This window comes from Streptomyces sp. NPDC031365, from assembly GCF_055569765.1.
In genome coordinates this window covers 72,483-86,436 of record NZ_JBVIIM010000005.1, presented here as the reverse complement: position 1 = coordinate 86,436, position 13,954 = coordinate 72,483, and the positions used below count along the sequence as shown (strand labels likewise).

12 protein-coding genes are annotated in these 13,954 nt (G+C 71.1%); 5 read left to right on the top strand and 7 right to left on the bottom strand.

Annotated features, from left to right (window positions below; genetic code table 11):
• Nucleotides 1–98: 98 nt before the first annotated feature.
• Nucleotides 99–479, bottom strand: a complete 381-nt coding sequence (locus tag ACZ5C2_RS10410) for an anti-sigma factor antagonist (RefSeq protein ID WP_468788708.1) — start codon at nucleotides 477–479, stop codon at nucleotides 99–101.
• 246 nt (nucleotides 480–725) lie between these two features.
• Between ACZ5C2_RS10410 and ACZ5C2_RS10405 the strand changes: the two genes are divergently transcribed.
• Entirely contained in the window at nucleotides 726–1,118 is a 393-nt protein-coding gene (locus ACZ5C2_RS10405; RefSeq protein ID WP_468788706.1) for a VOC family protein, read from the top strand.
• Between the two features lie 12 nt (nucleotides 1,119–1,130).
• Here the strand turns inward: ACZ5C2_RS10405 and ACZ5C2_RS10400 are convergent, their stop codons facing one another.
• Both ACZ5C2_RS10400 and ACZ5C2_RS10395 read right to left on the bottom strand, forming a co-directional pair.
• The gene (locus ACZ5C2_RS10400) at nucleotides 1,131–1,442 is read right to left on the bottom strand and encodes a DUF4235 domain-containing protein (RefSeq protein ID WP_468788704.1); all 312 of its coding nucleotides are present in this window, start codon (nucleotides 1,440–1,442) and stop codon (nucleotides 1,131–1,133) included.
• A gap of 71 nt (nucleotides 1,443–1,513) precedes the next feature.
• A complete protein-coding gene (locus ACZ5C2_RS10395) occupies nucleotides 1,514–2,539 on the bottom strand; it encodes a glutathione S-transferase family protein (protein ID WP_468788702.1) in 1,026 nt (341 codons plus the stop codon).
• Nucleotides 2,540–2,676: 137 nt separating this feature from the next.
• Between ACZ5C2_RS10395 and ACZ5C2_RS10390 the strand changes: the two genes are divergently transcribed.
• Complete coding sequence (locus tag ACZ5C2_RS10390; protein WP_468789138.1) at nucleotides 2,677–3,606, top strand: cation diffusion facilitator family transporter; 930 nt, start codon at nucleotides 2,677–2,679, stop codon at nucleotides 3,604–3,606.
• Nucleotides 3,607–3,682: 76 nt separating this feature from the next.
• Here ACZ5C2_RS10390 and ACZ5C2_RS10385 read toward each other — a convergent pair whose 3' ends face one another.
• The 3 genes from ACZ5C2_RS10385 to ACZ5C2_RS10375 all read right to left on the bottom strand — a co-directional run bounded on the left by ACZ5C2_RS10385 (nucleotide 3,683) and on the right by ACZ5C2_RS10375 (nucleotide 6,819).
• The gene (locus ACZ5C2_RS10385) at nucleotides 3,683–4,132 is read right to left on the bottom strand and encodes a nitroreductase family deazaflavin-dependent oxidoreductase (RefSeq protein ID WP_468788700.1); all 450 of its coding nucleotides are present in this window, start codon (nucleotides 4,130–4,132) and stop codon (nucleotides 3,683–3,685) included.
• Between the two features lie 454 nt (nucleotides 4,133–4,586).
• Entirely contained in the window at nucleotides 4,587–5,822 is a 1,236-nt protein-coding gene (locus ACZ5C2_RS10380) for an NAD(P)/FAD-dependent oxidoreductase (RefSeq protein WP_468788698.1), read from the bottom strand.
• 349 nt (nucleotides 5,823–6,171) lie between these two features.
• Nucleotides 6,172–6,819: a TetR/AcrR family transcriptional regulator gene (locus ACZ5C2_RS10375; RefSeq protein WP_468788696.1), complete on the bottom strand. Its 648-nt coding sequence runs from the start codon at nucleotides 6,817–6,819 to the stop codon at nucleotides 6,172–6,174.
• Nucleotides 6,820–6,880: 61 nt separating this feature from the next.
• On the opposite strand from ACZ5C2_RS10375, the gene ACZ5C2_RS10370 reads away from it, so the two are divergent.
• Together ACZ5C2_RS10370 and ACZ5C2_RS10365 are read left to right on the top strand one after the other, a co-directional pair.
• On the top strand, nucleotides 6,881–7,747 hold the full coding sequence (locus tag ACZ5C2_RS10370; protein ID WP_468789136.1) for an SDR family oxidoreductase: 867 nt from the start codon (nucleotides 6,881–6,883) through the stop codon (nucleotides 7,745–7,747).
• Nucleotides 7,748–7,984: 237 nt separating this feature from the next.
• Nucleotides 7,985–8,509, top strand: a complete 525-nt coding sequence (locus ACZ5C2_RS10365; protein ID WP_468788694.1) for a flavoprotein — start codon at nucleotides 7,985–7,987, stop codon at nucleotides 8,507–8,509.
• 465 nt (nucleotides 8,510–8,974) lie between these two features.
• Here ACZ5C2_RS10365 and ACZ5C2_RS10360 read toward each other — a convergent pair whose 3' ends face one another.
• On the bottom strand, nucleotides 8,975–11,353 hold the full coding sequence (locus ACZ5C2_RS10360; RefSeq protein WP_468788692.1) for a SpoIIE family protein phosphatase: 2,379 nt from the start codon (nucleotides 11,351–11,353) through the stop codon (nucleotides 8,975–8,977).
• 231 nt (nucleotides 11,354–11,584) lie between these two features.
• Between ACZ5C2_RS10360 and ACZ5C2_RS10355 the strand changes: the two genes are divergently transcribed.
• The gene (locus ACZ5C2_RS10355) at nucleotides 11,585–13,834 is read left to right on the top strand and encodes a glycoside hydrolase family 9 protein (protein ID WP_468788690.1); all 2,250 of its coding nucleotides are present in this window, start codon (nucleotides 11,585–11,587) and stop codon (nucleotides 13,832–13,834) included.
• Nucleotides 13,835–13,954: the final 120 nt, after the last annotated feature.

The window sequence follows — 13,954 nt, the reverse complement described above, 5'->3', positions numbered from 1 at the left end:
CCCAACCCCCCCCCCCCCCCCCCCCCCCCCCCCCCCCCCCCCCCCCCCCCCCCCCCCCCCCCCCCCCCCCCCCCCCCCCCCCCCCCCCCCCGGGGCCCTCAGGCCGGGCCGGAGGCGGACTCGGTCTGCTCCAGGGCCGCGTCCAGGGTCGGCCACGGGGGCAGCAGACGGGACAGCCCGGTGATGCGGAGCATGCGCAGGGTCAGCGGGTGGGCGCAGACGAGGTGCAGGCTGCCCGGTCCGTCGGCGGTCCGGTGCCGGGCCCGGTACAGCAGGCGCAGTCCGGAGCAGTCGAAGAACTCGACATGGGTCAGGTCGATCACGATCCTGGCGTCTCGTTCGGCGGTCGCCATGTCCAGGTGCGGGACTATCTCCGCGGCCGCGGCGATGTCGATCTCACCCCGGAGTTCCAGCACCGTGCGCCCCCGGTCCTGGCGGACGCGCAGATACGGGGTCAGCGGTGCCGGTTCGTACCGCACGACGCCATCGCCTCCAGTCTGATGCGTGCAACGAGGGAGGGAATCGGGTCAACACCGGTCCCTGCCCTGCAAGTTACCTTCGATCGACTGAATTTGAGCATGTTCGATTGACATATGTCTTCGCATTGCGGCCGAGTTCCTGCCTGTCGCTTCCGTGCCGGGTGGCCGACTGAAACCGGCGAGCGGGGACAGGTGTCACGTACAGGGCGGGGCAGCAACGCCCCGCGCCCGGACCCCGGAGGAGACATGGCACTGGTGACGACGGGTGTGGTGGTGCTCGACTGCGCCGAGCCCGAGAAACTCGCCGAGTTCTACAAGCAGCTGCTGGAGGCCGACGAGGCCGATGCCAACGCCAACCGCGTGGAGATCCGGGCCGGCGACGGCTTCCGCCTGGCGCTGCGCCGCGACGCCAACGCCACCGCGCCGAGCTGGCCCCGTCCGGAGAACTCCCTCCAGACACATCTGGAGTTCGTGGCGGACGACCTGGACGCGGTGGAACGCCGGATCGTGAGCCTCGGGGGCCGCCCGCTGGAGACGGGCGACCCGTCGGGGCCCACCGAGGAGCGCGGCTACGCCGACCCGGCGGGCCACTCCTTCACCGTCCGCCGGGGCATCCCGACGGCGCCGAAGCAGGGATGACGGTCGGTCCGGTCAGTCGCGGCCGCCCTTGTCCGGGACCGGCCAGGTGCCCGTGGAGCGTTCGATCGCCTTGGCGCCCGCACGGTCCACGGCACTGCGCACCACCGCGAAGATGGCGCCCTGGATGGCCGCGGCCAGCAGGATCTCGCCCCAGCGGCGGTCCCGGTCCAGCGCGTCCGGCGCGTCGTCCTCGTGCCTGATCACCTTCCAAGTCTTCTGGAAGGCCATTCCGGCCACGGTGCCGCTCGTCCAGCCCAGCGCGAACCCGATGGGCTTGTACGCGAAAGGCATCTTCTTCTTGGCCTTCTTGCTCTTCTTCGCCACGTGGATCTCCCAGGTCGGTTTCGTGGTTCTCGTCGATGGATGGTTCGTGGGCCGTAGGGCCGGGGGGGCGGTCAGGGACGGCCCGGCGCGGGGATCTCCTCGCCGGCCGGCACCGGACCCGGCGGCGTGCCGTCCCCGAACGGCCGGCCGCCCAGTTCCTCGCGGTGATGGGCCGTGGTCCAGCCGGACAGGTCGGGACCGAGGGGCACGATGCCGGACGGGTTGATACCGGTGTGCACCTGGTAGTAGTGCCGCTTGATGTGGTCGAAGTCCACGGTGTCGCCGAAACCGGGCGTCTGGTACAGGTCGCGGACGTACGCCCACAGCACCGGGTTCTCCACCAGCTTCCACCGGTTGCACTTGAAGTGGCCGTGGTACACCGCGTCGAACCGCACCAGGGTGGTGAACAGCCGGATGTCCGCCTCGGTGATGGTGTCGCCGACCAGGTACCGCTGGCGCTCCAGCCGCTCCGCCAGCACCTCCAGCCGCTGGAACAGGGCCGTGCACGCGGCCTCGTACTCCTCCTGGTCCGTGGCGAAGCCCGCCCGGTACACGCCGTTGTTGACGTCCTGGAAGACGTCGCCCATGACCGTGTCGATCTCCTCGCGCCGCGCCCGCGGATACAGGTCGGGCGCCCCCTCGCGCTGCAGGGCCGTCCACTCGGTGGCGAGGTCCAGAGTGATCTGCTGGTAGTCGTTGGTGACCAGCTCCCCGCTGGGCACGTCCACGATCGCCGGCACACTCACCCCGCCGGGGTAGTCCGTCTCGCGCCGGTCGTACGCCTCGCTCAGATACCGGATGCCCAGCACCGGGTCGCGCCCGTCCGGATCCAGGGTGAAGCGCCAGCTCCGGTCGTCCTGCAGCGGGTCCGTGACGGCCAGGGACAGCGCGTCCTCGAGACCGAGAAGCCGCCGGGACACCAGTGCCCGGCTCGCCCACGGGCAGGCCCGGCTCACGACGAGCCGGTAGCGCCCCGCCTCCACCGGCCGTCCGTCCCGGCCGTCCGCGGTGATCCGGTCCGCGAAGTGGGCCTTCGACCTCTTGAACTTCTTCCTGCCGTACGAACTGTTGCCGCCGCCCCCGTCGTCGCGGCCCATGATGCCCTCCTCGTCGCCGTGCGGATGTCCCTGAGACCGCGTTCCCCGTTTTCCGCCGACGGCACGGTATGGCCTGGGCCGTCCGGGGCAATCGGCCGTGGGTGAGTACTCGATCGGATCGCAGAACCCGGATCACCGTGCTGGTGGCGCTCGCCGCCAATCTGGTGATCGCCGTCGCCAAGGCCGTCGGCGGACTGGCCGCTTCCTCCCCGGCGTTGCTGTCGGAAGCGGCGCACTCGGTCGCCGACAGTCTGAACGAGGTGTTCCTGCTGGCCGCGCTGCGGCGCAGCCGGCGCCCGGCCGATCGCCGTCACCCGTTCGGTTACGGCAAGGAGCGGTTCTTCTGGTCGCTGCTCGCGGCCGTCGGGATCTTCGTGATGGGCGGCTGCTTCTCGTTCTACCAGGGCGTCGAGGCGTTCGGGAACGAAAGCGAGGAGGACCTGAGCGGCTATGTCGCCGGACTGGTCGTGCTCGGCGTCGCCCTGCTCGCCGAGGGCGGCTCCCTGCTGCGCGCCCTCCACCAGGTGCGCCGGCAGGGCGGCCTGGGCAGCGGACTGCGTGATCCGGCGCTGCGCACGGTGGTCGCCGAGGACGGCACCGCGGTGGTGGGCGTCACCCTGGCCGCCGCCGGCATGGCAATGCACATGATCACCGGGCAGGTGGTGTGGGAGGCGTCCGCCTCGCTCGCCATCGGCGCGCTGCTGGTCTACGTGGCCTACCGGCTCGGACGCGACGCCCGTGACCAGCTGATCGGCGAGGCAGCCGACCCGGAGGACAGCGGGCGCATCCGGGAGTTGCTGCGGGCACAGCCCGAGATCGACAGTGTGGAGGCGATCTTCACCATGAAGACCGGACTGGACACCTTCCTGGTGGCCGCCCGCGTCGATCTGATGCCCGGACTGGACAGCGAGCAGGTGGAGGAGGTCGCCGTACGCATCAAACGGTCCATCGCCAGCACGTTCTCCGAGGCGGAACAGATCTTCCTCGACGTCACCGAAAGAGGCTCCCAGGAGGCGCGGGAGGCATGGGAAAGCCCCGCCGCGACGGGGGAACGCGGCGGGGCCTGAATCACGCATGCCCGGCGGCCGGCGCTTCATGCGCACCGCGGCGAAGAATCTTCTCCGGCCCGCCGGACCCGCACCGTCAGTCCCCCTGGTACCGCTCCAGCACGAAGACAGGGATCTCACGGTCGGTCTTCTTCTGGTAGTCGGCGTAGGGCGGATAGGCCGCCACAGCGCGCTTCCACCACTCCGCCTTCTCCTCGCCGGTGACCTCACGGGCCGTCATCTCCCACTTGTCCGGCCCGTCCTGGAGCTCGACATGCGGGTCGGCCCTGAGGTTGTGGTACCAGACCGGGTGCCGGGGAGCCCCGCCCAGCGAGGCCACCGCCGCGTAGCGGCCCTCGTGCTCGACCCGCATCACCGGCGTCTTGCGCAGCTTGCCGCTCTTCGCACCCCGGCTGGTCAGCAGGATGACGGGCATCTGTGTGTTCTGCAGCGTGGTCCCCCGTGTGCCGCCCGAGCTCTCGTACAGCTCCACCTGCTCGCGCACCCACTTCGTCGGGCTGGGTTCGTACTCGCCTTGGAGAGGCATGGCATCCGTCCCATCGTTCTCGCTTACACCGCCGAGTCGATCATCCGTGGAACACCACCGCATGCGGAATTCATCCGAACCGGGCCGTCCGTCGGGCCGGCGCCACCGCCGTCCGCAGCGCGAGTGCCGTCATCACGCCGCTCGCCACCAGCGCGGTCCCCAGTCGTCCCCGGTGACCGGTCAGGGCCCGGCCCAGCAGCGAGCCACCCCCGGGAGCAGTACCTGCGGGCTCGCTGAAGGGGCGAAGGCCGCCGTCACGAACTCGGTCCGCTCCGGGATCCCGGCCGTCTGCCCGCTCCGTGAGCCGAGGTCAGCGCCGCGAACTAGATCACGGTGGTGGGGTTGAGTAGGGCGGATGCCGAGAAACGCCGCAGGGGCCCGTGCGGGACTCGTCGGCACCGCTTCGGCACGGGTGGGCGAGCCGGTCGTTCCGCCGGCCCAGGTGCGGTGTTTGTCAGTGGGCGTCGTAGATACCTTGGTAGTGGCCGAGTGCGGTCTCTCGGATCTTGTCGTCGCTCCAGGTGACGAAGCGGCCGGGTGCCAGCCGCTCGGGGTCGAGGAGGAGGTTGCCGGTCTCCAGGAGCATGTTCGCGAGTTGTCGGCCGACGCCACCGGCGTGGGTCACCCAGGAGGCTTCCGCGAACCATAGGCCGGCTACCTCAGTCGCGGGGCCGACAAGCGGGATTTCATCGGGGGTCAGGGCGAACACGCCGTTGAGCCGACGTCCCCGGGGCGCTTCCCGGAAGGCCGGGACCAGGGCGGTGGCCTCGGCGATGGCGGTGCCGAAGTCGGTTTCTTGGAAGGGTAGTTCCGCCGATGCGAGCGCGGGGGATGGGGCCAGCGGGATCGGTGCGTGGGCGTAGCTTCCCAGTCCGTAGCGGCGGCCATGGCGGCGGGTGTAGACCGCTTGGTCGGGGTAGCGGACGATTGGTGTGTCGATGGGGGTGTCGTCGAGTTCGGGCAGTTCGGCGGTGAACAGGTAGGGGTGCTGGACATCCACCATGGGCAACCGCACTCCGGCATTTGCTGCCAGGATTGGGCCCCAAATGCCAGTGGCCAGCACGACCTGGTCGGCCCTCAGCAGCTTGCCGTCCTTGCCTGCACGGACGCCGACAACCCGGCCCCGTTCAGTCTCCAGCGCCAGTACGGGCGTGTTGAATCGGAAGAGGGCTCCGCTCTTCTCGGCGGCATCAACGAGAGCGTGGGTGAGCGCGACCGGGTCAGCAGCGCCGTCGGAGGGGATGTGCAGCGCACCCAGCGCACGGTCGGCGTTGACCAGCGCGGGGGCCAGCGCGACGGCTTCGGCGGTATCGAGCACCCTCGCCTCGATACCGAGGTGTTGACCGTGCTCCACATCTTGGTGGGCCTGCTCCAGGCGGGCGGGGGTGGTGGCGATCTCCAGACAGCCGACCTGGCAGAAAGCCGCTGAGGGTCCAGTCTCCGAAAGAGCGCGGTAGGTGGCGACGCTGTCCTTGGCCAGCACAGCCAGTTCTGAGGTGGCGCTGAGCTGGCCGACGAATCCGGGGGCCAGGCCGGTCGATCCGGGCAGCACAGCACAGTCGCGGGCGTCGAGCACTGTCACCCGGTCGTGCCCCAGCTGGGTGAGGTGATAGGCGACCGAGGCCCCCACCACACCGGCACCGACGATCAAGATCTCTTCGGTAGCCGCGAGTGTCTTCTCCGTCTTCATGTCAGTTCACCTTCTGCAGATGGGGCCTGGCCGTGCCTCGCAGGGGAATCGTCGACTACTGCCGACCAATCGTCCAGGCACCCTGGAATTTCAGCGATAAACGGTCGGGGAGGGTCCAGATGTTCGGCAGCTTGTCACCGGCGCATCTGCCTGTGCTGCCAGATCTGGACGAATGGCATCGCTGGACGGGCCTCGGGACTGGTGGGCTCGCATGGTGAGGTGTCGGGTATGCGCTGGGCATTCACGACCTCGGTCACGGCGAGTAGCCGGTTCAGGGGGGTTCCGTGAGCCAGGCTGGGACGATGCGGGGAGGGCGAGCGATCTGGCGGAGCCGTCAGCTTCGGAGTCGCTATGTCGTTTCGCCGGCGTCCGCGACCAGGCGGACGAGGGTGTCGACGAGCTCGTCGGCGGTGGTGCGCCATGTGTCCTCGCTGAGGTGGCCGCTGAGTTCCATGTCTGCGATGCCGTGAGCGCCGGCCAGCAGCAGGGCTCCGTAGTGGCGTGCGTTCCGTTCCCCTACGAATGCGGCGACGATGGCCAGGAACTCGTCCTGAAAGCGCACTGAGGCGCGGACGGCTGCGGCGGGGTCGCCCTCCGGTCCGCAGAGCTGGCGCATGACGCGGTCGAGCCCTTCACCGCGCTCTCCCGGACCGTGCCCGGGCCGCTTGAACAACAACTGGTACCTGTACGGCTGGTCCCGGCCGACGCCGATGAGGGCGCGGAGAGCGCCGCACAGCTTCTCGGAGACCGGCAGGGCCGGGTCGGCCCGCAGGGCATGCATCTGGTCGCCGATCCGTTCCCAGCTCTCGGTCGCGACGGCATCCAGCAGGCTGTCCTTGCCCGTGAAGTGCCGGTACGGTGCTCCCCGCGTCACGCCTGCCCGCGTGCCGACCTCGCGCAGGGTGACGGCTTCGGGGCCGCCGAGGTCGAGGAGCTCGGCGGCCGCGTCGAGCAGAGCGCGGCGGGTGAGGGCGGCGGATTCCGCACGGGTGACCATGGCGCCCATCGTACATTCAGTTGACGGTGTCATCTGAATGGATAACCTGGTTCAGGTGACAATGTCATCCGAAGCCCAGAAGCTGATCGTCGTAACCGGAGCCTCCACGGGCATGGGCGCGGCGGCCGCCCGCGAACTGGCCCGTCAGGGATTTCACGTCCTGGCCGGCGTGCGACGCGTCCGTGACGCCGACTCCATCCGGTCGACTGGCATCGAGCCGGTCATCCTCGACATCACCAAGCCCGAGCAGGTGGAGGCACTCGCCGTGCGTGTCGCCGACGACCCGCGCGCGCTGCACGCGCTCGTCAACAACGCCGGCATCCAGGTGAACGCCGCGGTCGAAGCCCTGCCACTCGCGGAGTGGCGGCGGGTGTTCGAAGTCAACCTGTTCGGCCACATCGCCGTCACTCAGGCGCTCCTGCCCGCACTGCTGCGCAGCAAGGGCCGCGTGATCAACATCAGCTCGGTCGGTGGTACGGCCGCCATGGCCACATACGGTGCGTACGCCGGCACGAAGTTCGCCCTGGAGGCGGTCAGCGACTCGCTCCGCCGTGAGGTCGCGCCGCTGGGCGTACAGGTGGTCGTGATCCAGCCTGGCGGCGTCCGCACGGAGATGGCCGCCCGCGGGGTCCGGGCGGCGAACGATCTGGCCGTCCTGATGACGCCGGAGCAGGACGAGCGCTACGGCAGCCTGGTCCAGGCGAACAACAAACTGATGGCCACGGGCACCGCTTCGGGCCTGACCGCCGACGCCGCCGCCCGGGTCATTGCGAAGGCCGTGACAACCCGCAAGCCGCGCACCCGCTACACCGCGGGCCGGGACGCCGCCCTGATCACCCGCCTGGTCCGGATCCTGCCCGACCGCACGCTCGACCGCATCCTCGCCGCCAACCTGCGCCGCCACCACCCGAAGGGAGCCGTCGCTTGACGAGGACTCCACACCCAGTTCCGCCCCCTGTCGTGGTGCGGCCACCGATGAGCTCACAGCCGACGGAATCCCGCGCGCCTGCCGCCGGCTTCGCCTGATCACGCAGCTGTTCCGAAGCCCTCGGCGTGCACGTCCTGGTGGCGGAGCTGGGTCGAGTCGACGTCGAGTTCCGGGTCGTCCTGGAGCCCGTCCTCCGGGACGGGCAATCGGTTTTCCGTCGGAGACTAAGGTTTCCGGGTGACCGAGAAGCCCTTCCTCTACGTCGTGGTCTGCGCCGCCGGTGCCGCCGCGGACGTCAGCAAGCTGATCACCCGCGCACAGGAACGTGACTGGGAGGTCGGTGTCATCGCGACACCGGTCGCGATGAACGGCTTCTTCGACGCCGCCGCCGTCGAGGTACAGACCGGCCGCCCGATCAGGTCCGCCTGGCGCACCCCGGGCGAGCCGCGCCCCTTCCCGGCCCCCGACGCCGTGGTGGTCGCACCCGCCACCTTCAACACCGTCAACAAGTGGGCGGCCGGGATCGCGGACACCCTCGCCCTCGGTACCCTGGCCGAGGCCGCCGGTCTCGGTGTGCCGATCGCCGTCCTGCCGTGCGTCTCCGGCGCGCTGGCCGCCCATCCCGCCTACCGGGACAGCCTCGCCCGGCTGCGTGGCATGGGCGTGCGTTTCGGCGATCCGTACGCGGGCGAGGCGGAACCTGACGGCGAGCGCCCGGAGTTCGGCTGGGAGCGGGCGCTGGACCTGCTGCGGCGGGACTGACGCGCACCCGGCTTCGACGGCGCGCACGTACGCTCCCCTGGCAAGCAGGCTCCCCGCGGGCGGGAGCGGCAACGAGGCGGTACGTGCAGCCCGGTTCGACGGGCCTGGAGGTGTCGCGGATCTGCCCGGGTGCATGACCTGCGGTGTGCCCGGACGCGGCGCGAGTGGGGGGACCCTGGGCGAGGAGGCGTTCCGCCCGCTGACTGTGTGACCGGTGCTTCCGTCCGGGTGGCGAGGCAGGGGCCGCTGGGAAGGCTTCGGTGTCTGTCACCGGGTGCCGGCCGTGTCCATGAGGCGGCGTCCCGGGCGGTTGTCCGGGGGAACGGCTGGAGGAGGAGACGAGCGTCGGCGCGCGGGGAGTCGTGGGGTCCGCGTTCGGGGCTGCCGACCCGGTGCCGTCGGGGCGGGGGACGCCGGGAGCCGCTGGACTGCTCCGGGCGCCCCGGGAGACCGGCGCACCCCGTCTCACCTCTCGTCCGCCAGGGACAGCTCCGACCAGATGGTCTTGCCGTCGGCCGTGTGCCTGCTGCCCCAGCGCTGGGTGAGCTGGGCGACCAGCAGCAGGCCCCGGCCGCCCTCGTCCCAGGACTTGGCCCGGCGCAGATGCGGGGCCGTGTGGCTGGTGTCGGACACCTCGCAGATCAGCGTCGAGGAATCGTGGATCAGCCGGAGCCGGATGGGCGGGGCGCCGTACCGGATGGCGTTGGTGACCAGCTCGCTCACCACCAGCTCCGCGGTGAACGAGGCCTCGGTCAGCGCCCAGGCGGCCAGCTGGTCGAGCACCTGCTTGCGGATGGGGGCGACCAGCGCCGGGTCGGCGGGAATGTCCCAGGTGGCGACCTGCGCGGCCGGCAGCCCGTGGGTCCGGGCCAGCAGCAGGGCCACGTCGTCGGTCGCGCCGCCCGGTGACAGCACGGACTGCAGCACACGGTCGCAGGTCTCGTCGAGCGGGCCGGACGCGTCGGACAGTGCCTCCCGCAGCAGCGCGTACCCGGTCTCGGTGTCCCGCCCGCGGGACTCCACCAGCCCGTCGGTGTAGAACGCCAGAACCGCTTCTTCGGGCAGCTCCAGCTCGGCGGACTCGAAAGGCAGCCCGCCCGTGCCCAGCGCCGGGCCGGACGGCAGGTCGATGTGCCGGGCCGTGCCGCCCGGCGGGATCAGTACCGGAGCGGGGTGCCCCGCCCGGGCCAGGGTGCAACGGCGCGACACCGGGTCGTACACCGCGTACAGACAGGTCGCGCCGACCTCGCCCTGACCGGGCGCGCCGCCCGACTCCTGGGACAGGTGGTGGACCAGGTCCTCGAGGTGGGTGAGCAGTTCGTCGGGGGCCAGGTCGATGTCGGCGAGGGTGCGTACCGCCGTGCGCAGCCGGCCCATGGTCGCGGACGCCTGGATGCCGTGGCCCACCACGTCCCCCACCACCATGGCCACCCGCATCCCGGACAGCGGGATCACGTCGAACCAGTCGCCGCCCACCCCGGAGCGGGCGGCCGGCAGATAGCGGGTGGCCGCCTCCACGGCGGCCGTGCGCGGCAGGGCGCGGGGGAGCAGGCTGCGCTGGAGCGCGAGGGTGGTCTCGCGCTCGCGGGAGTAGCGACGGGCGTTGTCGATGCAGACGGCGGCGCGGGCGGTGACCTCCTCGGCGAGCAGCACGTCGTCGTGGGTGAACGCCTCGGGGTGGCTGAAGCGGGAGAAGGCGGCGACACCGAGCGTGGTGCCGCGGGCCTGGAGCGGGACGGACAGAATCGAGTGCACGCCGTGCGCGAGGATCTGTCGGGCCCGCGCGTCGTCCACGGCGAGCCACGGGTCGAGCTCACCGGAGGGCACCGAGGCCATGATGCTGTGGCCCGCGATCAGCGAGTCGGCATGCGGTGCGGCAGCCGGGTAGACGACCACCTCGCCCACCTCGGCGGTCGCTTCTGGGCTGCCCGGTGTGAGGGACTGATGGGCGACCCGGCGCAGCGAGACCGGCGCGGTCAGCGGGGCGGCGGGCTCGCCTCCGGGCTCGTCGGGCTCCAGCAGGTCCACGCTCACGAAGTCGGCCAGCGCGGGGACGCAGACCTCCGCCAGCTCCTGCGCCGTTCGGGTGACGTCCAGGGTGGTACCGATGCGCATGCTGGCCTCGTTGACCAGTTGCAGCCGCTCCCGCGCCCGGTACTGCCCGGTGAAGTCGTGCACCGTCACGCACACGCCCCGCACCCGGCGGGCCCGGTCGGTGAGCGGCGCGAGCCGGGCCAGCCAGGCGTGTGCGTGGCTTTCGCCGGTGGCCTTCATGTACGTCTGCATCTCGTACGGCCGGCCGGTGCGCAGCACCTGGTCCAGGTGCCGCTCGAGTTCGGTGTGCTGCGGCCGGCCGCCGACGTCGGTGGGCCGCAGCCCGCGCAGGTGGCCGGCCGGCAGCCCGAGGAGGTACGCCATGGTGTCGTTGACCCCGCGCAGCCGCAGTGCCTCGTCGAAGACCATCGTGGCGCAGGGCGACTGGAACACGGCTGCCCTGACCAGCTGGTCGTCGGGCAGTTCGAGCTCCGATGCCTCCAGTGGAGTGACGGCGAGCCACTCTCCGGGCCCGTCGCCCCCCGGCTGCCGGTGATGGGCGAGCACCCACACGGTGACGGTGCCACCGTCCCGGCGCCGCAGCGCGAGGGTGCCGCTCCAGCGGTCCGCCGGCAGCCGGGGCGGGACCGACCCGTCGACCAGCAGCTCGGCGGCCGGGCGCCCGACGACCTCCTCGGCCGTATGGCCCAGCAGCAGGCGCGCACCCTCGCTCCACCGCGCGAGCGTGCCGTCGGCGGCGATGACGGCCCTGGCCGTCACGGCATCGTCGAACGGGTCGTCCGGCCTCATCGTCGCCACTCCATCGCGCACACTCACCGTGATCCGGTGTATCGCCAGAGTCCCAGCCTAGTGCGTCGGGGCCCGGCGCGAACGTGAAGCCGGTGCGCGTCCGGGGACCGGGTGGACCGTCACCAGTCCTGTCCCAACCGTTGACGGACCGTCACACCTGCCACAACCATGGTCCGCGTACGGAAATGGGAGCGCTCCCATGACGCCGCACCTCCCCAGAGGAGCCAAGACGTGAACAGACGCAGCACCGCTCTGCTGTCCCTGACCGGCCTGCTGGCGACCGCCCTCACCGCGCTGCCCGCCGCCCCGGCCGGGGCCGACGAGGTCGAGCAGGTCCGCAACGGAACCTTCGACAACGGCACCGACTCCTGGTGGGCCTCCGCCAACGTCACCGCGGGCCCGTCCGAGGGCCGCCTGTGCGCCGACGTCCCCGGCGGCACCGCCAACCGCTGGGACGCGGCCGTCGGCCAGAACGACATCACCCTGGTGGAGGGGGAGACGTACCGCTTCTCCTTCAGCGCGGACGGATCGCCCGCCGGGCACGCCGTGCGGGCGATCGTCGGCCTGCAGGTGGAGCCGTACAACACCTACTACGAGGTGTCCCCGCAGCTCAGCGTCTCGGGGGACACCTACTCGTACACGTTCACCTCACCCGTCGACACCACCCAGGGGCAGGTCGGCTTCCAGCTCGGCGGCAGTGCGGACCCGTGGCGGTTCTGCGTGGACGACGTGTCCCTGCTCGGCGGGGTCGCCCCCGAACCGTACGAGCCCGACACCGGCCCCCGCATCCGGGTGAACCAGGTCGCCTACCTGCCCTCCGGGCCGAAGAACGCCACCCTGGTGACCGACGCCACCGAGCGGCTGCCCTGGAAGCTGAAGGACGACGACGGAAGGGTGGTCCGCAAGGGGTGGACCGTGCCGCGGGGCGTGGACGGCTCCTCCGGGCAGAACGTCCACTCCCTCGACTTCGGCTCCCACCGGGGGCGCGGGAGCGGCTACACCCTGGCCGTGGACGGCGAGACCAGCCGCCCCTTCGACATCGACGGACGCGCGTACGAGCGGCTGCGGCTGGACTCGGCGAAGTACTACTACACCCAGCGCAGCGGCACCCCGATCCGCGACGACCTGCGCCCCGGCTACGGCCGCCCGGCCGGACACGTCGGTGTGGCGCCCAACCAGGGCGACGGCGCGGTGCCCTGTCAGCCGGGTGTGTGCGACTACACCCTCGACGTCACCGGCGGCTGGTACGACGCCGGCGACCACGGCAAGTACGTCGTGAACGGCGGCATCAGCACGTGGGAGGTGCTCAGCACCTACGAACGCGCCCGGCACGCCCGCACCGGCGAGGCGGACAAGCTCGGTGACGGCACCCTGAACATCCCGGAAAGCGGCAACAAGGTCCCGGACATCCTCGACGAGGCCCGCTGGGAACTGGAGTTCCTGCTGAAGATGCAGGTCCCCGAGGGTGAGCCGCTGGCCGGCATGGCCCACCACAAGATCCACGACGAGCAGTGGACCGGGCTGCCGCTGCTGCCCAGCGACGATCCGCAGAAGCGGGAACTGCACCCGCCGACCACCGCCGCCACCCTGAACCTCGCGGCCACGGCCGCCCAGGCGGCACGGCTGTACCGCTCCTACGACAAGGAGTTCGCCGCCACGACCCTGGCGGCCGCGCGCAAGGCCTGGACGGCGGCCCTCGCCCACCCGGACCTGCTCGCCGACCCGGACGACGGCATCGGCGGCGGCGCCTACCCCGACGACACCGTGTCCGACGAGTTCTACTGGGCGGCCGCGGAGCTGTTCATCACCACGGGGGAGCGGCAGTTCAGGGAGTACGTGCTGGACTCCCCGGTGCACACCGCCGACATCTTCGGCCCGACCGGCTTCGACTGGGCGCGCACCGCCGCGGCCGGCCGGCTCGACCTCGCGACCGTGCCGAACCGGCTGCCCGGCAAGGAGAAGGACAAGGTCCGCCGCTCCGTGATCCAGGGCGCCGACCGCTACCTGGCCACGCTGAAGGCCCACCCGTACGGCATGCCGTACGCACCGGCCGGCAACGTCTACGACTGGGGCTCCAGCCACCAGGTGCTCAACAATGCTGTCGTCCTCGCCACCGCCCACGACCTCACCGGCGCCGCGAAGTACCGTGACGGCGCGCTGCAGAGCATGGACTACATCCTGGGCCGCAACGCACTGAACATCTCCTACGTCACCGGTTACGGCGAGGTCCACGCGCAGAACCAGCACAGCCGCTGGTACGCCCGTCAGCTCGACGCCAACCTGCCGAACCCGCCGGCCGGCACGCTCTCCGGCGGGCCGAACTCCAGCATTCAGGATCCCTTCGCCCAGTCGAAACTCCAGGGTTGTGTCGGACAGTTCTGCTTCATCGACGACATCCAGTCCTGGTCGACCAACGAGCACACGATCAACTGGAACGCGGCACTGACCCGGATGGCCTCCTTCGTGGCCGATCAGGGCTGAGGCCGATCCCGGGGCGGGGGGCGTCCGGCCACCGGCCCGGGGCGGGGGGGAAACACGCCCTTGTGGGCAACCGAACCCTCTCGGGTTTTTGGGTCTCCCTTTTCTTTTCCCCCTCCCTTT